This is a genomic window from Trueperella pecoris (assembly GCF_014926385.1).
GTDB classification, from domain to species: Bacteria; Actinomycetota; Actinomycetes; order Actinomycetales; family Actinomycetaceae; genus Trueperella; species Trueperella pecoris.
In genome coordinates, this window is the sequence record NZ_CP053291.1 from 899,307 (window position 1) to 915,372 (window position 16,066).

Sequence of the window (16,066 nt, forward strand, 5' to 3'; positions counted from 1 at the left end):
GCATGAGCCTCGGTACGTGTGATCGGGCGCTGAGTGCGCAATTCGACTACTTGCTGCTGGATCTCGATGGAGTGTGCTACCGCGGGTCCGCCCCGATTGAGAATGCCTCGGAGGGACTGGCGCAAGCACGCAGTCAGGGCATTGGCGCGGCATATATTACGAACAATTCGATGGCTTCGCCGCCACATGTGGCCGCGAAGCTGAAGGCCGTTGGCATCGATGCGTTACCCGAAGAGATTTACACGAGTTCACGTACCGGGGTTGCTCAGCTCCTCGAACACGTTCCGGCGGGGGCAAAGGTTTTGCCGCTCGGCACCGAGGGCCTCTTCTATGAGCTTGAGAGGGCAGACGTGGTGGTCGTGTCGTCGGCTGACGATCGGCCTGACGCAGTTCTCCAGGGGCTTTCAAAGGACCTGTCGTGGGCCGAACTGTCGGAGGCTGCGCTCGCCATTCGGGCAGGTGCGCTCTACGTCGCGACCAACCTTGATGCGACGCTTCCGCTCGAACGCGGCCAGCACCTCGGGTGCGGTTCGATGGTCGCAGCCGTCGTGCATGCGACCGGCGTTGAGCCGCTAAGCTCGGGCAAGCCCGCTCCCGACATGTATCGTCTGGCGATGAAGGAGACGGGTGCGCAACGCCCACTGTGCGTGGGCGACCGGCTGAACACGGATATCGCCGGCGCTAATGCCGCGGCGCTGCCGTCTTTCCACGTGCTCACGGGTGTGAGCCAGGCGCGTGACATCATGCTCGCATCTGTTAACGAGCGTCCGACCTTCTTAGGCATCGATATGCTCGATATCAACCGGCCCGCCCCGGCCATCGTCCGCGGTGGTGACGAATTCGTGTGCGGCGAGCGGAGGGCGAGTATCGACGTCGTCGACCAGCAGCTGATCCTCGACGGAAATGCGGCGGTTGAGGCTGACCTCGATGGCTATCGGGCGTTGGTGGCAGCGGTCTGGAGCGCTATCGACGACGGCGTGCGCCGAGAGGACTTGGCCTGGCTCCCGAACCTGAAGGTGGTTCGATAGATGACGACGCCCAAGCCCGGTCAGGTGCGGATCAACGTCTCCCAAGCCTTGGAAACGCTGGGGGAAAAGCCCCGCGATGAGCAGATCACGCAGCTGGAGAAGATCCACCAGGAGCTGACAACGCGGCTGAATCGAGCGCAGGCATAAATGGCGAGGCTCATTCGTGTCGACGCCGAACTTGTGCGGCGTCGTCTCGCACGCTCGCGTGGCGAGGCGGGAGATTTGATTCATGCGGGTCGGGTGCTGCTTGACGGGATAGCCGTCACGAAGCCCGCGCGTCAGATGGATCCTGCCCAGGCGCTCCTCGTGACGGAGGGTGAGAGGGACGACTACGCCTCCCGCGGCGCACACAAGCTCATCGGCGCCTTGGATTATCTGGGTGATCGTGCGCCCGTGATTAAGGGCGTGCGTGCCCTCGACGCCGGGGCCTCGACGGGCGGTTTTACCGACGTCCTTCTTCGGCGTGGCGCGAAGGAGGTGCTCGCCGTCGACGTTGGCTACGGTCAGCTCGCCTGGAGGCTGCGAGAGGATCCGCGCGTGATCGTCATGGAGCGCACCAACGTTCGTACGCTCGAACCGAAGGACGTGGCGCCGGCGCCGGACCTCGTGGTTGGGGATCTGTCGTTTATTTCGCTCACGTTGGTCATACCGGCCCTTGCGCGGTGTGCGAGTGCCAGCGCCGATTTTCTGCTCATGGTCAAGCCGCAGTTCGAGATCGGCAAGGATCGGCTGGGCGCGGGCGGCGTCGTTCGAGATCCTGCCCAGCACGTGGAGACGGTTCTTAAAGTTGCGCAGTCGGCCCGGCGCGAGGGGTTAGCGATCCAGGCGGTGGCTCCCTCGCCGTTGCCAGGTCCAGCTGGAAATGTGGAATACTTTTTGCACATGTTGGCTGGCGGCGTGGATCTCGGGGATAATCTCGAACAGGCCGTGGAAAAAGCGGTAGCGTCAGGACCGGCAGGTTCGGCACACTAGGAGGGGCATTGACCGTTCGCGTTGGAATCGTGACCCACGATCAGCGCCTGGATGCGGCACACGATGCCCGGGTGGCTCGTGATCGCCTCGTCGACGCCGGGGCGCAGGCATTCTGGGTAGATGAGGAACCAGATCAGCTGGCCTGCGCCGATCTTCTCCTTGTCGTTGGTGGTGACGGCACGATCTTGCGTGCCGCTGAGCTCGCCAGGCCCTTCGAGACGCCCATTTTGGGTATCAACTTCGGTCACGTCGGCTTTCTTGCCGAGGAGGACCCGTCGGAGTTCGCGCAGGTCGTTCGCGCTATCGTGCGCAAGGAATGGACGGTGGACACTCGCCTGACGATTGACGTGACGGTGACGTACCCGGACGGCCACACGGCCAGCGACTGGGCTCTGAACGAGGCCTCGGTCGAAAAGGGGCCCAACGCGCGCATGATCGAAGCGAACATCGGCGTGGACGGCCTGGGCTTGTCCTCCTTTAAGGCGGACGCCGTTGTGCTGTCGACGCCCACGGGTTCGACTGCCTACAGCTTCTCCGCGGGCGGGCCGATTGTGTGGCCCGATGTGCAGGCTTTGCTCCTGACGCCGATTGCCGCTCACGCGCTCTTTGCTCGGCCACTGGTTGTCTCGAAGGACTCCACGCTTGAGGTGCGCCTGCGCTCGGATAACGCGGTTGTGTGGTTCGACGGCCGCCGCACACTCGAGGCGCCCGAGGGTTCCTTCATTACGGCGGTCAAGGGCGAGCACCCGGTCCGGCTGGCGCGTTTGAACGATTCGCCCTTCTCTGGCCGCCTCGTGCGCAAGTTCCATTTGCCAGTCGACGGCTGGCGTCAGCCGAAGGATCCAGCGTGATTGATGAACTGCGTATTTCCCAGCTCGGAGTCATCGAGTCGGCAAACCTGAACTTGTCGAACGGCATGACGGCCATTACGGGTGAGACCGGCGCGGGCAAAACGATGGCGTTGACCTCCCTGTCCCTGCTCATGGGGGCAAAGGCAGACCCGAGCCGTGTGCGGGCGGGCGCCGAGAAGGCCACCGTCGAGGCGACGTTCGTGGTGTCCGCCGAGTCGCCGGTCGTGTCGATCGTGGAAAACGCCGGTGGCACCGTGGATATGGAGGGCGATCAGGCCGCCATCATCGTTGCTCGGCATGTTCCGGCCCGCGGACGCTCGCGTGCCTACGTCGGCGGACAGACGGTCCCGATGGCGGTGCTTGAAGAGATCGCCCAGCATCTTGTGACCGTCCACGGACAGACCGACCAGCTTAAGCTCCGCTCGGAGGCGCAGCAGCGCGCGGCACTCGATGCGTTTGGCGGTCCGCCACTCATGGAGGCACGCGAGGCCTACGATCGGGCCTGGGCAAACCTGCGCCAGGCGCAGGCGACGCTCGAGGAGTTCCGCGCGGGCATGCGTCAGGCCGCCTCGGAACGGCTCGCGCTGGAGGCGCTTGTCAAGCGTGTCGACGCCGTCGAGCCGCAGGCTGGTGAGGAAGACGAGTTAAAGGCTCGGGCGATGGTTCTCGAACACGTGGAAGATCTTCGCGTTGCGATGGCAAGTTCGATGAGTGTGCTCAGTGGCGAGGATGACGGGGGAGTGTTGGGCGCCATTGACACGGCGGCGCAGATGCTCGCCCAGGTGTGCGACGCCGACACGGAACTCGGCGATCTTTCTCAGCAACTCCACGACGTATCAATCGTCGCCTCCGACGTCGTCAACGTACTGGGCTTGAAGCTTGCCGCGCTCGAGGCCGATCCCGAAGAGTTGAACGAGATTCACGCCAGGCGTGCGGAGCTGCGTTCGCTTCAGCGCGACTTGGGGATGTCCATCGAGGAGATTCTTGACCAGCGGGCCTCGGCAGATGCGAAGCTACGTTCGTTGGCGGCACCTGAGGAGCACCTTGCCGAGCTCGAGGAGAAGGTGAAGGAGGCCCATCGTTCTGTCATGGACTACGGCCGCCGGCTCCGCACGCAACGCCGCAAGGCGGGCGAAAAACTTGGGGCGTTGGTGAGTGAGGAATTGCATGGCCTGGCCATGAAAGACGCCACATTTAGCGTCGCCATCGAGCCGACTGACGGCCCGACCCGCCACGGTCTCGACGAGGTGACCTTCCTGCTTGCCGCCCATCGTGGCACGCCCGCACTGCCGCTGTCGTCGACGGCCTCAGGCGGTGAAATATCGCGCATCATGCTCGCGCTCGAGAGCGCGCTGAATGCCAACCCGATGCCCGATCACACCTTCATCTTTGACGAGGTGGACGCGGGAATCGGCGGAAAGACGGCGCTTTCGGTCGGTCAGCGGCTTGCACGGGTCGGCAAGGCTAGCCAGGTATTGACGGTGACCCACCTCGCCCAGGTGGCGGCCTACGCCGACCACCACGTCGTCGTCACGAAGAAGACAGATGGGTCGGCGACGTCGACCGATGTGGTGGTCATCGACGGGGAGGAGCGGGTCGAGGAGCTGGCCCGCATGCTCTCGGGCCACGCCGAATCGGCTGCGGCGCGCACCCATGCGGCTGAATTACTTTCCACTGCCGTTGTGCCATGATAAAAGAATGAAGTTTAAGCGCCGACACCGCGATGTAGAAGTCGACACGGGTGAGCTCGCTGGCATTGCCCGCGTCGATTCGCGCACGAAGAATCTCGTCAAGAGGCTTAACCCCGGCGAGCTCGCCGTCATCGACCATGAGGACATCGATCGCGTCGCTGCCGAAAGCCTTGTCGAGGCTCGGCCCGCCGCCGTGCTCAACGCGGCCAAATCGACGTCGGGAAGATATCCCAATATGGGCCCGCAGATTCTTCACGACGCCGGAATCCCCGTGATCGACAACCTCGGCTCGGGAATTATGGACATTCGTGATGGCCACACGTTGAAGATTACGGCCGACGGCGAGGTCTATCGCGGGCTGACGCTGATCAGTCAGGGCGACTATCAGACGGCCGAGTCAATCGAGCAGAATCTCGAGGCGGCCAAGGCGGGCATGACGGTCCAGCTCAAAGCTTTCGCCAACAACACGATGGAGTACCTCGACAAGGAGCAGGAGCTCATCCTCGACGGTGCGGGATTGCCAGCCGTGCGTACAGTTTTCGAGGGCCGTCACGTGCTGATCGTGGTGCGCGGCCATGACTACAAGGAAGACCTGCAGACACTTCGCCCCTATATTCGCGAATACCGCCCGGTGATTGTTGGCGTAGACGGGGGAGCCGACGCGGTCCTAGAGGCGGGCTACAAGCTCGACATGATTATTGGCGATATGGATTCGGTCTCGGATGAGGCGCTTCGGTCGGGCGCGGAGGTCGTGGTGCACGCCTACCGCGACGGCAACGCGCCCGGACAAAAGCGGCTCGAAGATCTGGGCGTTGAGCACAGTATTTTCCCCGCTGCGGGCACCTCGGAGGACATCGCGATGTTGCTGGCGGACGGCAAGGGCGCCAACATGATCGTCGCGGTGGGGACCCATTCAAATCTCATGGACTTCCTCGACAAGGGACGCCGTGGCATGGCCTCGACGTTCCTCACTCGCTTGCAGGTCGGCTCCAAGCTCGTTGACGCCAGAGGAGTATCGCGCCTGTATCGTTCGCGGATTTCCAACTGGCAGATTGCCTTCTTGCTGATCGCGGGCGTGGCGTGTGTGATGGCTGCCGTGTCGGCAACCGAGGTCGGGCGCATTACGTTCGATTTGATCAACGTGTGGTGGTCGGACTTGATCATCTGGATTAAGAATCTATTTTAGGGTGTCATTGTGGTTGATTTTAGGTATCACTTAGTCTCACTCATCTCGGTCTTCTTCGCGCTGGCCATTGGTATCATCTTGGGTGCCGGACCCCTGCAGAACTCGATCGGGAACGTGCTTCAGGGCCAGGTTGCCGATCTGCGCGTCACCAATGAGCAGTTGAAGGCGGACAAATCTTCCCTGGCGCATGTGACCAATTCGCAGAGCCAGGCGTTTAACGAGCTTGCCCCGAGCCTCGTCAACGGAAAGCTGGATGGGCGCCGGGTGGCGCTCGTGGTGCTTCCGGGTGTGCCGCAGGCACAGGTCAGCGACGTGCGCGCGAAGCTCGAGCTGGCGGGTGCGACGATGACGGGCCAGGCGACCGTGACGGATGCGTGGACGCTGGCGAGCCAGACATCCTTCCGTTCGACGTTTGCCGACCAGATTCGAACCTATGTTCCTGGGGTGGCTAATAATGCCGACACGAACACGATTCTTGCCGGGGCACTCAACGCGATTACCCGCGAGGGCGTGACGAAGCATGGCACGTTGGCTGGCCTGATGACCGGCACCGATACTCCAATGCTGGCAGTGGACGCCATGAAGGATCCGGCGGATGTGGTAATTGCGCTCGCAGCCGACATCGACCCGTCGAAGAATGCCACCAAGGATGCCGACGCCGTGGCGCAGCAGCAGTACACGTCCGAGACCTTGACCGCGCTCGTTTCCGAGATCGCGGCGCGTGGCCCGGCGGTTGCGGTGGGTGCGGCCAACTCGGATGGCGACGTCGTCCGCGCGCTTCGTGACGGCGGGGTCCGAATCTCTACCGCCGATTCCCCTGAACTCGTCATCGGCCAGATCAACGTGGCCATTGCTGCCGCCTCCGCGCTGAACAACGCGGTGATCCATCTGGGGATTGACAGCGGAGCACAAAGTGTGCTTGGCACGCTCGAGCTATCGCCGGTTGCCACCGAGGGTGCGACGGAGGCGCCGGCGGACGGTGCCACCGCGGCCGCAACAGAGCCCCCGGCGGACGGCGAGGCCACGCCGAGCGAGGAGACCACTGAATGATCTCGGCTGTGGGCGCGATTGCCGGCGAGGTGCTCACCCGGCATCTGCTTTCAGAGGTGAAGATCAGCGGTTGGACCCGGACCAACTATTCGGGCCAGCCGGTGTCCCTGACCGGCGGTGTCGAGGCCGCAGCTGGCCTGGTGTTTGGCAACCTGCTTCACGCCCGTTGTGCCGGGACGGATGCCCCCGGGCTTGCGAGGGCGATGGCAGCCGTCGTCGCGAGTGTGTCTGCCGCCGCGGCTGGCTACGTCGATGACCACCTCGAGGACCGTTTTCCTGCCCGCGGCAAAGGCTACGCGGGCCACTTGGGCGCGCTTCGGGAGGGCCGTTTGACCTCCGGCGTGGTCAAGATGGGTGCTGTGGGTGCAGGATCCCTCATCGCGGGTATGTTGGGGCGTAAGCGCCCTGCCGAAAGCCTCGTGGACGCAGCCCTCATCGCGCTCAGCGCAAACGTTGCGAACCTTCTCGACCTGCGCCCGGGGCGTGCACGCAAATTCCTCATGGCCGCCAGCCTGGCACCTGCGCTGGCAGGCTCGCAGACCGCGCGGATCTGCGGGGTAGTTGCCACGACCGGCCTGCGCGAGGATCTGCAGGGCAAGAAGATGCTCGGCGACCTCGGCGCAAACGCCCTCGGCGCGCAGCTGGGCGTGGTGCTGACGGAGCTTGGGCTTCCCGTCAAGCTCGGTCTCCTTGCCCTGCTCGCGGGTCTGAATGCGGCCTCGGAAAAGGTTTCTTTCTCGGCCATTATCGAGTCCACGCCTGGGCTGCGCGAGTTGGATGCGTTAGGTAGGTCCTAATGCGCGCGGCGCGGGCGCTAGTGGGCGCGACGGGCCTTGTTGCTGCTCTGACGCTCGCCTCGCGTCTGTTCGGACTCGCTCGCAAGCTCGCCCAGTCATGGGCTCTGTCCGATTCCCCGATCGCGGTCGCCTACGACACGGCCAATACCGTGCCCAACGTGTTGTTCGAGGTCGCCGCGGGCGGCGCCCTCGCGGGCGCGGTGATTCCCTTGCTCTCCCGGATGATCGCGAAGGGGCAGGCCAGGGACGCCGAACAGGCGGCGTCGGCCCTCATGACGTGGATACTCGCCGTCGGTGTGCCGCTTGCGGCGGTGGTTGCGATCCTCGCCGGGCCGCTGACGCACGCGTTGCTTCCTGGCCTCGATGCGGGCGTTGCCATGCTGGCGGCCAACCTCTTGCGCATCTTCGCGATCCAGATTCCACTCTATGGGCTGTCGGTGGTCGCAACCGGAATCCTTCACAGCCACGGACGCTTTCTGCTGCCTGCCCTTTCGCCGCTCTTATCCTCGGTGTCCGTGACGGCGATGTTCGTCGTCTATTCGCTCATATCGAATCCCTTTGATGCCCCCGGCTCGCTTTCTGTCTCCGGCATGGCCTTGCTGGGTTGGGGAACAACGGCCGGCGTGGCGGTTTTCGCGCTTCCGCAGCTGGCGGTCGCATCGCGCTACCTTCGCCTTCGCCCGACGTTCGCTTTTCCGCCTGGGGCTGGCCGCACGACTGCGCGGCTCGGCCTCGCCGGGCTCGCCGCGTTGCTCGCGCAACAGGGGGCGATCATCGCGATCATGGTCACGGCCAACGGCCTGGGAGACGTGGGTACCTACGCCGCCTTCAACTACGCCTACGCCATTTTCATGGTGCCCTACGCGGTGCTGGCTGTGCCGGTTGCGACGGTGACGTTCCCGCAGATCTCGAAAGCCAGCGGCGAGCATCTTCGCCAGCTCGTGGCGCGGTCGACGGCTATCGTCACGGCGATGGGAATGTCCGGTGCGGCGCTCCTTATCGTGCTCGCCCAGCCGGCGAAGATCGTGCTCGATCTCGGGCGCGACATTAACGGTCTCGACGCGGCCCTGCAAGCGATGTCCGTGGGGCTCGTCGGCTTTTCGCTGCTGTACCACGGTGCCAGGGTTCTGTACGCCCGCGGTCAGGCCCGCCGGGTCATTCTCGCCAATTCGCTGGGCTGGGGGAGCGTCATCGTTGGCCTCGCGGGAGCGGCGGTGGTAGGCGTCGGGGGCCGATGGGGCACGCTCGTGGGCATCGGTGCGGCGATGTCGCTCGGGTTGAGCGTGGGAGGGGGTGCGATGCTGGTCCTCATCGGCCGGTCGCTCGGACGGGAGGCCCTGCGTGGAATTGCGAAGCTGGCCCTCGTTCTGCTGCCCACGTTGGCGGCCTCGGGCGCGGTGGCCTATGTCTGCGTGGGCCTGATTCTCGGTGTGAGTGATTCAATCGCGGGTGCCTTCGCCGCGGCGGTCGTCGGCGCGGGCGTCGTCGTTGGAAGCGCGGTGGCCACGATCTTCCTCACCGACAGGCAGGCGCTTGCCAGCCTCACGCGTTAGACTGAAGGCGTGCATAAAGAACTTCGCGATATTAGCGCCCCTGATCACGTCCGCCTAACGGACCGCATCGAACGATTCCGCGGCCCCATTTTCACCATCTACGACGACGAGATCGAGTTCTCGTCGGGCGAGCGTGCGCGCCGGCAATGGATGGACCATGACGACGCCGTCGCAGTCGTCGCGCTTAGGCCCTCTTCGCGTCCCGGCGAGGATTGGGACGTGTTGCTCATTAGGCAATACCGCCACTCGCCGCGTCGGATGATGTGGGAGATTCCCGCGGGTTTGTGTGACGAGCAGGACGAGGCAGAGGTGGCGACCGCGGCCCGCGAGCTCCACGAGGAGACGGGCTACATTGCGGCGTCGTGGTATCGGCTCGTCAACTTCGTGACCTCGCCGGGCGTGTCGAACGAGGACCTAGCGGTGTACCTGGCCTTTGAGCTGACCCACAGACCGTCGTCGTTCGTGCGCGAGGCTGAAGAGGCCGAGATTGAGCTCGCGTGGTTCGGGCTGAGGGAAGTCACGGACGCGGTGATGCGCGCGGACCTGGGCAGCCCGAGCCTCGTCGCCGGAGTGCTCGCGGCGAACGTCGCCCTCGGCCGTGGCCTGGACACTTTCGATGAGATTCGCATCCCAGATCGCGGCTAATTTTTCACAAATGCCTTGGTAGCAGGGTTTTGCCCGCCAACACGCCGCGGAGGCGGTATCCCTTCCGACTTGCGATTTCCGATTAATGTAACAATGATGTTTCTTAATAGGGGAGCAAGGAGGTGACGGACATGACGAACGATCAAGGGACTTACGGCCAAATTTTGCGGCTCATTGTTGAGCGCGGCCCCATCACGGCCGGAGAGCTGGCCAAGATACTCGTTCTGACGCCAGCGGCGGTACGCCGCCACCTGGGGGTGCTCGTCGATGACAACTTTATTGAGGAATACGAGGGGCCGGCCAAGGGTCCGGCGCGGCGTGGGCGCCCCTCGCGGCAATACGTCGCCACGGCCGACGGTCAGGGACAGCTCGGCCAGGGCTATTCGGATCTCGCCAGCAACGCGCTGTCCTTCGTTCGGGACGCGATGGGTGAGGACGGCTTGGAGAAGTTCATCCAGGCGCGTGCCCAGGCTCTCGAGAAGCGATACGGCCCCATCCTCGACTCCGCGGGAACGACGCCGGCAGAACGCGCCGCCGCGCTGACCGACGCGCTCGGGGACGATGGATACGTGGCAACCCTGCGCCGCGGAGGGCCGCACGCCCTAGCCATCCAAATCTGCCAAGGGCACTGTCCCATCCACGAGATCGCCGAAGAGTACCCGCTCCTGTGCGAGGCCGAGACGGAGGCGTTCGCACGTCTTCTGGGGGTGCCCATTCAGCGATTGTCGACGATAGCGGCTGGGGGACACGTGTGTACCACGAATATCCCGCTCGGCCTGCCCAAGAACTTGCGAACTCGTTCGCGTACAAATGCGCACTCTGCGGAGCGCGCTTCTATAACACCGCCCTCGGGTGGCGTCTCGGAAGGATACTGATGACCCAAACCGCACCGGGTACAAACGAAGGTTTGACCCAGGAAGAAACAATTGCCTCCATTGGCAATTACCAGTACGGGTGGCATGACAAGGATCTCGCCGCCGAGCAGGCTCAACGCGGCTTGAGCGAAGATGTCGTGCGCAATATCTCGGCGCTGAAGAACGAGCCCGAGTGGATGCTCAACAAGCGCCTGAAGGCGCTGAAGATGTTCGAGCGCCGGCCGATGCCCACCTGGGGCGGGGACCTCACCGGTATCGACTTCGACCAGATCAAGTATTTTGTGCGCTCCACCGAGAAGGCAGCCACCACGTGGGACGACCTTCCTGAGGACATCAAAAAGACCTATGACCGTCTAGGGATTCCGGAGGCGGAGAAGCAGCGTCTCGTCGCGGGCGTCGCCGCGCAGTACGAATCCGAGGTCGTCTACCACAAGATCCGCGAGGACCTCGAGGCGCAGGGCGTCGTCTTCGTCGACACCGACACGGGCCTCAAGGAATATCCGGAAATCTTCGAAGAGTACTTTGGTACGGCTATTCCACTGGGCGACAACAAGTTCGCATCGCTCAACACGGCCGTGTGGTCGGGCGGATCGTTCGTCTACGTGCCCAAGGGGGTCCATGTGGAGATCCCGCTCCAGGCGTACTTCCGCATCAACACGGAGAACATGGGCCAGTTTGAACGCACGCTCATCATTGCCGACGAGGGCTCCTCGGTTCACTACGTCGAAGGCTGTACCGCCCCGATCTACAAGTCTGACTCCCTGCACTCGGCCGTCGTGGAGATTTTCGTTAAGAAGGACGCGCGCGTGCGCTACACGACGATCCAGAACTGGTCGAACAACGTCTACAACCTGGTAACGAAGCGCGCCATGGTTGACCAGGGCGGCACGATGGAGTGGATCGACGGCAACATCGGTTCCAAGGTCACGATGAAATACCCGGCCGTTTACCTCATGGGCGAGCACGCACACGGCGAGACTCTTTCGATCGCGTTCGCAGGCGAGGGCCAGCATCAGGATACCGGCTCAAAGATGGTCCACAACGCCCCCAACACCCACAGTTCGATTGTCTCTAAGTCGGTTGCGCGCGGTGGCGGACGTGCCTCCTACCGTGGACTGGTGCAGGTCAACGAGAACGCCCGGCATTCGAAGTCGAACGTGCTCTGTGACGCGTTGTTGGTTGACCAGATCTCCCGCTCCGATACGTACCCGTACGTGGACGTGCGTACCGACGACGTCGAAATGGGCCACGAGGCCACCGTGTCGAAGGTGTCCGCTGATCAGCTCTTCTACCTGATGAGCCGCGGCATCGAAGAGACCGAAGCGATGGCCATGATCGTGCGCGGCTTCGTCGAGCCTATCGCTCGCGAGTTGCCCATGGAGTACGCGCTCGAACTTAACCGCCTTATTGCACTTCAGATGGAAGGATCCGTCGGCTGATGAACATTCAACCCGCAGCATCGAGGGCCGAGCGCCTGCTCTCGTTCAACCTTGCAGACTTTGCGGTTCCGCAGGGAACCGAGGAGGAGTGGCGTTTCACTCCGCTTGAGCGCATGGAGGATTTCTTCGACGAGGAGGCCGGCGCCGAGCTTCCGGCCATCACCGTCAGCGACGCGTCCCTTGTTGAGAAGGTCACGCGTGATGACGCCCGCCTCGGCCAGCTCATGGCCCCCGAGGATCGTGTGGCAGCTCTGGCCTGGAATAGCGCCAAGGAAGCCTACGTACTGACCCTCCCGAAGGAGACGAAGCTCGACTCCGAGGTCGTCGTGACGGTCAACGGCGCTGGCGTGGACGGCGTCGCCGCCGTGCAGCTGCTCGTCGATGCCCAGCCGTTCTCCGAGGCGACCGTGGTCATCAACCATGTGGGATCCGCGCGCCTGGCCGAAGGCATCGAGATCAACGTCGGCTCCGGCGCCCACCTGACCTTCGTCACGATCCAGGATTGGGACGACGATGCCGTCCATACCTCCTCCAACCGTGCACACGTGGCACGCGACGGCAATCTAAAGCACATCGTTGTCTCACTGGGCGGAGACCTGGTTCGCACGACGACGTCGGTGGACTTCGGCGGTGAGAACGGCAACGTGAACCTGCTCGGCGCATACTTTGTGGATGAGGGCCAGCACATCGAAAACCGCCTGCTCGTGGATCACAACCAGGCAAATTGCGTCTCGAACGTGACCTACAAGGGTGCCCTTCAGGGCGAGGAAGCGCATTCGGTGTGGATCGGCGACGTGCTCATCCAACCCAACGCCGAGGGCACGGACACCTACGAGCTCAACCGAAACCTTATCCTCACCGAGGGAGCGCGCGCCGATTCAGTGCCCAACCTCGAAATCGAGACGGGCGAGATCGAGGGCGCCGGCCACGCCTCGGCCACCGGCCGATTCGACGACGAGCAGCTGTTCTACCTGCGCTCGCGCGGCATCCCCGAGGACCAGGCGCGTCGATTGGTGGTGCGCGGATTCTTCGCGGAACTCATCAACCAGATCGGTGTGGAGTCGGTGCAGGCCAAGCTCATGGAGTCCATCGAGAAGGAGCTGGACATCACGCTGGAGCTGTCCGAATGAGCGACGTTTTCGTGTGCACGACCTCCGACGTGGCGCCCGGCGCCGCGGGCGGCTTCACGGTCGAGGGCAAGAACATTGCCCTCATCCACTCAGCCGCCGACCGCTGGTTCGCCATGGATGATCGATGCTCGCATGGGCGGTTCAAGCTGTCGCTCGGCGACGTCGGCGACGAAGAGATCGAATGCACTCGCCACGGCGCCGCCTTCGATCTTCATGACGGCAAGCCGCTCACCCCTCCGGCCACGGCGCCGGTCAAGACCTATCCGGTGCGAGTAGACGGCGAAGGCGTCTACATCTCGCTGTAAATAAACCTCAAGAGAAAAGAAAAGATAAACGTGTCCACTCTCGAAATTGTTAACCTGCACGTCTCCGTCGAGACCCCGGAGGGGGCCAAGCCCATCCTCAAGGGCGTCAACCTCACCATCCAGCACGGCGAGATCCACGCGATCATGGGCCCCAATGGCTCGGGCAAGTCAACCCTTGCCTACGCAATTGCGGGCCACCCGAATTACACCATCACCGAGGGCCAGATCCTCCTCGACGGTGAGAACATCGTGGAGCTGACGGCCGACGAGCGCGCCCAGGCCGGCCTTTTCCTCGCCATGCAGTACCCGGTTGAGGTGCCCGGCGTGACGGTGACCAACTTCCTGCGCTCCGCAAAGACTGCCATCGACGGCGAAGCGCCCAAGCTGCGTGCCTGGGTCAAGGACCTCAACGAGGCCATGGTCAACTTCAAGGTCGAGAAGGAATGGGCCGGACGCGACGTCAACGTAGGCTTCTCCGGCGGTGAGAAGAAGCGCCTCGAGGTTCTTCAGATGGAGATGCTCAAGCCGAAGTTTGCCGTGCTCGACGAGACGGACTCGGGTCTGGACGTCGACGCCCTTCGCCTCGTGTCCGAGGGCGTTAACCGCGTTCACGCATCCAACGGCAACGGGATCATGCTGATCACCCACTACACGCGCATTCTCAAGTACATCAAGCCCGATCACGTGCACGTGTTCGTCGATGGGCGTGTGGCTCTTTCCGGTGGACCGGAGCTGGCCGACCAGCTCGAGGCCGAGGGCTACGAGCGTTTCGAAAACTAATGCATAGCGCTGCCCCTCGAGCAGATTTCCCCGCCTTGGATCGTGTGATGCAGGGTGGGGAGAAGCTCATCTACCTTGATTCGGGTGCGACCTCGCAAAAGCCGAGGCAAGTGATCGACGCCGTCAACCGCCAGGAGCTTTACTCTAACGGTGCCGTCAAGCGCGGCTCCCATCAGCTGGCTGGAGATGCGACTGTCGCATACGAGCACGCCCGTAGAGCGGTGGCCCGCCTCGTCGGCGCCGAGCCCGAGGAGATCGCCTGGACGAAGAACTCGACCGAGGCGCTCAACCTCATCGCCTACGTCATCGATGACATATCGCGTGGGCGTGGCCAGTGCGTGCTCCGCGGCGGGCGCAAACTCAAGGAGCGCCTGGCGAGCACGCAGGAGCGGTTGACCTTGCGGCCGGGCGACAACATCGTGATTACCCGCGCCGAGCATCACGCCAACCTGATTCCGTGGCAGGAATTGTGCGTGCGAACGGGCGCGCAGCTGCGCTGGTTTGAGCTGACTGACGACGGCCGCCTCGACATCGAGCGTGGCATCGCCGAGGGGCTCGTCGATGAGCGTACGAAGGTCGTGGCGTTCGCTCACGTGTCGAACGTGACCGGCGCAGTGGCACCCGTGAAGCGAATCGTGGAGCTTGCCCGCTCCGTCGGCGCCCTGGTCGTGTTGGATGCCTGCCAGTCGGTGCCGCATATGCCCGTCGATTTCCATGAGCTTGACGTCGATTTCGCGGCCTTCTCCGGGCACAAGATGCTTGGGCCCACGGGCATCGGGGCGCTCTACGGGCGCAAGGAGCTTTTTGAGGCCATGCCACCTTTCCTGTTTGGTGGCTCAATGGTCGAAATTGTGACGATGGAAAAGACCACCTTCGCGATGCCCCCGGCACGCTTCGAGGCCGGCACGCAAGCCGTCGCCCAGGCAGTGGGACTCGGGGTCGCCGCTGACTACCTGATGAAGATCGGGATGGACAACGTCGCCGCCCACGAACGCCAGCTCACGGCCCGCGCCCTTGAAGGAATCGCGGCGATACCGGGCGTGAGGCTACTGGGACCGGCGGACGCATCCGAGCGATCCGGCGTCGTGAGCTTTGACGTGGAGGGAGTCCACCCCCACGACGTCGGCCAGGTTCTCGACGCGAAGGGGATCGCGATCAGGGTGGGGCATCACTGTGCACAACCCGTGCACGCCCATTTCGGCGTCCATGCCTCGTCGCGAGCCTCGTTCGGTCCGTATAATACGCTGGAAGAAGTAGAGATCTTCCTTCAGGCGCTGGCAGGTGTACGCTCGTTCTTCGGACGCGAGAATGAAGGAGAGTCATGAACGAACTTGAACAGATGTATCAGGAGATCATTCTTGACGCGGCGCGCGATCGCCACGGCGAGGGCAAGATCGACGATCCCGACGGGGAATCTTTCCAGGTTAACCCCACCTGCGGTGATCAAGTCACGATGCAGGTCAACGTCGAGGACGGCAAGATCGCTCTCGCGTGGGACGGGCACGGGTGCTCCATTTCCCAGGCCTCGATCTCGATCATGTCCGACCTCGTTCAGGGCAAAACCGTCGAGGAATTCAACGACCTGTATTCGACGTTCCGTCGCATGATGGATCAGCAAGGCGCCGATATCTCCGACGCCGATGCGGACCTGCTCGACGACGCGTCCGCCTTCCAGGGAGTGTCAAAGTTCCCTATGCGTATTAAATGTGCGTTGCTTGGCTGGATGGCCCTGCGCGACGCCACCGACCAGGCTCTCGAGTAGAG

The 16,066-nt window shown here is 63.4% G+C and carries 17 protein-coding genes; all 17 read left to right on the forward strand.

What is annotated here, in order from left to right:
• Positions 1–2: 2 nt before the first annotated feature.
• The 17 genes from HLG82_RS04300 to sufU all read left to right on the forward strand — a co-directional run bounded on the left by HLG82_RS04300 (position 3) and on the right by sufU (position 16,064).
• Entirely contained in the window at positions 3–1,028 is a 1,026-nt protein-coding gene (locus HLG82_RS04300; RefSeq protein WP_193327468.1) for an HAD-IIA family hydrolase, read from the forward strand.
• The gene (locus HLG82_RS04305; RefSeq protein WP_193327469.1) at positions 1,029–1,175 is read left to right on the forward strand and encodes a hypothetical protein; all 147 of its coding nucleotides are present in this window, start codon (positions 1,029–1,031) and stop codon (positions 1,173–1,175) included. It abuts the gene before it with no gap.
• The gene (locus HLG82_RS04310) at positions 1,176–2,000 is read left to right on the forward strand and encodes a TlyA family RNA methyltransferase (RefSeq protein ID WP_193327470.1); all 825 of its coding nucleotides are present in this window, start codon (positions 1,176–1,178) and stop codon (positions 1,998–2,000) included.
• Positions 2,001–2,008: 8 nt separating this feature from the next.
• Complete coding sequence (locus HLG82_RS04315; protein ID WP_193327471.1) at positions 2,009–2,851, forward strand: NAD kinase; 843 nt, start codon at positions 2,009–2,011, stop codon at positions 2,849–2,851.
• On the forward strand, positions 2,848–4,542 hold the full coding sequence (gene recN, locus HLG82_RS04320) for a DNA repair protein RecN (RefSeq protein WP_193327472.1): 1,695 nt from the start codon (positions 2,848–2,850) through the stop codon (positions 4,540–4,542). The genes HLG82_RS04315 and recN overlap by 4 nt, the downstream gene beginning before the upstream one ends.
• Positions 4,543–4,549: 7 nt before the next feature.
• Positions 4,550–5,728 carry a putative cytokinetic ring protein SteA gene (gene steA, locus HLG82_RS04325; protein WP_193327473.1) on the forward strand — a complete coding sequence of 393 codons (1,179 nt, stop codon included), beginning with the start codon at positions 4,550–4,552 and terminating at the stop codon, positions 5,726–5,728.
• A 9-nt stretch (positions 5,729–5,737) separates the two neighbouring features.
• Positions 5,738–6,778: a copper transporter gene (locus tag HLG82_RS04330; RefSeq protein ID WP_193327474.1), complete on the forward strand. Its 1,041-nt coding sequence runs from the start codon at positions 5,738–5,740 to the stop codon at positions 6,776–6,778.
• Positions 6,775–7,575 (forward strand): hypothetical protein, encoded by an 801-nt coding sequence (locus HLG82_RS04335; protein WP_193327475.1) that lies wholly within the window; start codon positions 6,775–6,777, stop codon positions 7,573–7,575. The genes HLG82_RS04330 and HLG82_RS04335 overlap by 4 nt, the downstream gene beginning before the upstream one ends.
• A complete protein-coding gene (murJ, locus tag HLG82_RS04340) occupies positions 7,575–9,128 on the forward strand; it encodes a murein biosynthesis integral membrane protein MurJ (protein ID WP_193327476.1) in 1,554 nt (517 codons plus the stop codon). The genes HLG82_RS04335 and murJ overlap by 1 nt, the downstream gene beginning before the upstream one ends.
• Before the next feature lie 9 nt (positions 9,129–9,137).
• Positions 9,138–9,773, forward strand: coding sequence for an NUDIX domain-containing protein (locus HLG82_RS04345; RefSeq protein ID WP_193327477.1), 636 nt, complete (start codon positions 9,138–9,140; stop codon positions 9,771–9,773).
• A gap of 131 nt (positions 9,774–9,904) precedes the next feature.
• On the forward strand, positions 9,905–10,648 hold the full coding sequence (locus tag HLG82_RS04350) for a helix-turn-helix transcriptional regulator (RefSeq protein WP_193327478.1): 744 nt from the start codon (positions 9,905–9,907) through the stop codon (positions 10,646–10,648).
• Positions 10,648–12,087 carry a Fe-S cluster assembly protein SufB gene (gene sufB / locus HLG82_RS04355; protein ID WP_193327479.1) on the forward strand — a complete coding sequence of 480 codons (1,440 nt, stop codon included), beginning with the start codon at positions 10,648–10,650 and terminating at the stop codon, positions 12,085–12,087. Before HLG82_RS04350 ends, sufB begins: the two co-directional genes overlap by 1 nt.
• Complete coding sequence (gene sufD, locus HLG82_RS04360; RefSeq protein ID WP_193327480.1) at positions 12,087–13,217, forward strand: Fe-S cluster assembly protein SufD; 1,131 nt, start codon at positions 12,087–12,089, stop codon at positions 13,215–13,217. The genes sufB and sufD overlap by 1 nt, the downstream gene beginning before the upstream one ends.
• Entirely contained in the window at positions 13,214–13,522 is a 309-nt protein-coding gene (locus HLG82_RS04365) for a Rieske (2Fe-2S) protein (protein ID WP_193327481.1), read from the forward strand. The genes sufD and HLG82_RS04365 overlap by 4 nt, the downstream gene beginning before the upstream one ends.
• 30 nt (positions 13,523–13,552) lie before the next feature.
• Entirely contained in the window at positions 13,553–14,302 is a 750-nt protein-coding gene (gene sufC, locus HLG82_RS04370) for a Fe-S cluster assembly ATPase SufC (RefSeq protein ID WP_193327482.1), read from the forward strand.
• A complete protein-coding gene (locus HLG82_RS04375; protein ID WP_193327483.1) occupies positions 14,302–15,627 on the forward strand; it encodes an aminotransferase class V-fold PLP-dependent enzyme in 1,326 nt (441 codons plus the stop codon). The genes sufC and HLG82_RS04375 overlap by 1 nt, the downstream gene beginning before the upstream one ends.
• Positions 15,624–16,064 (forward strand): Fe-S cluster assembly sulfur transfer protein SufU, encoded by a 441-nt coding sequence (gene sufU, locus HLG82_RS04380; RefSeq protein WP_193327484.1) that lies wholly within the window; start codon positions 15,624–15,626, stop codon positions 16,062–16,064. Before HLG82_RS04375 ends, sufU begins: the two co-directional genes overlap by 4 nt.
• Positions 16,065–16,066 lie beyond the last annotated feature (2 nt).

Excerpts from the sequence above, each read along its gene's own strand:
- HLG82_RS04300 (WP_193327468.1), top strand. The coding sequence starts at position 3 with ATGAGCCTCGGTACGTGTGATCGGGCGCTGAGTGCGCAATTCGACTAC.
- HLG82_RS04305 (WP_193327469.1), top strand. The coding sequence starts at position 1,029 with ATGACGACGCCCAAGCCCGGTCAGGTGCGGATCAACGTCTCCCAAGCC.
- HLG82_RS04310 (WP_193327470.1), top strand. The coding sequence starts at position 1,176 with ATGGCGAGGCTCATTCGTGTCGACGCCGAACTTGTGCGGCGTCGTCTC.
- steA (WP_193327473.1), top strand. The coding sequence starts at position 4,550 with ATGAAGTTTAAGCGCCGACACCGCGATGTAGAAGTCGACACGGGTGAG.
- HLG82_RS04335 (WP_193327475.1), top strand. The coding sequence starts at position 6,775 with ATGATCTCGGCTGTGGGCGCGATTGCCGGCGAGGTGCTCACCCGGCAT.
- murJ (WP_193327476.1), top strand. The coding sequence starts at position 7,575 with ATGCGCGCGGCGCGGGCGCTAGTGGGCGCGACGGGCCTTGTTGCTGCT.
- HLG82_RS04350 (WP_193327478.1), top strand. The coding sequence starts at position 9,905 with ATGACGAACGATCAAGGGACTTACGGCCAAATTTTGCGGCTCATTGTT.
- sufB (WP_193327479.1), top strand. The coding sequence starts at position 10,648 with ATGACCCAAACCGCACCGGGTACAAACGAAGGTTTGACCCAGGAAGAA.
- sufD (WP_193327480.1), top strand. The coding sequence starts at position 12,087 with ATGAACATTCAACCCGCAGCATCGAGGGCCGAGCGCCTGCTCTCGTTC.
- HLG82_RS04365 (WP_193327481.1), top strand. The coding sequence starts at position 13,214 with ATGAGCGACGTTTTCGTGTGCACGACCTCCGACGTGGCGCCCGGCGCC.
- HLG82_RS04375 (WP_193327483.1), top strand. The coding sequence starts at position 14,302 with ATGCATAGCGCTGCCCCTCGAGCAGATTTCCCCGCCTTGGATCGTGTG.
- sufU (WP_193327484.1), top strand. The coding sequence starts at position 15,624 with ATGAACGAACTTGAACAGATGTATCAGGAGATCATTCTTGACGCGGCG.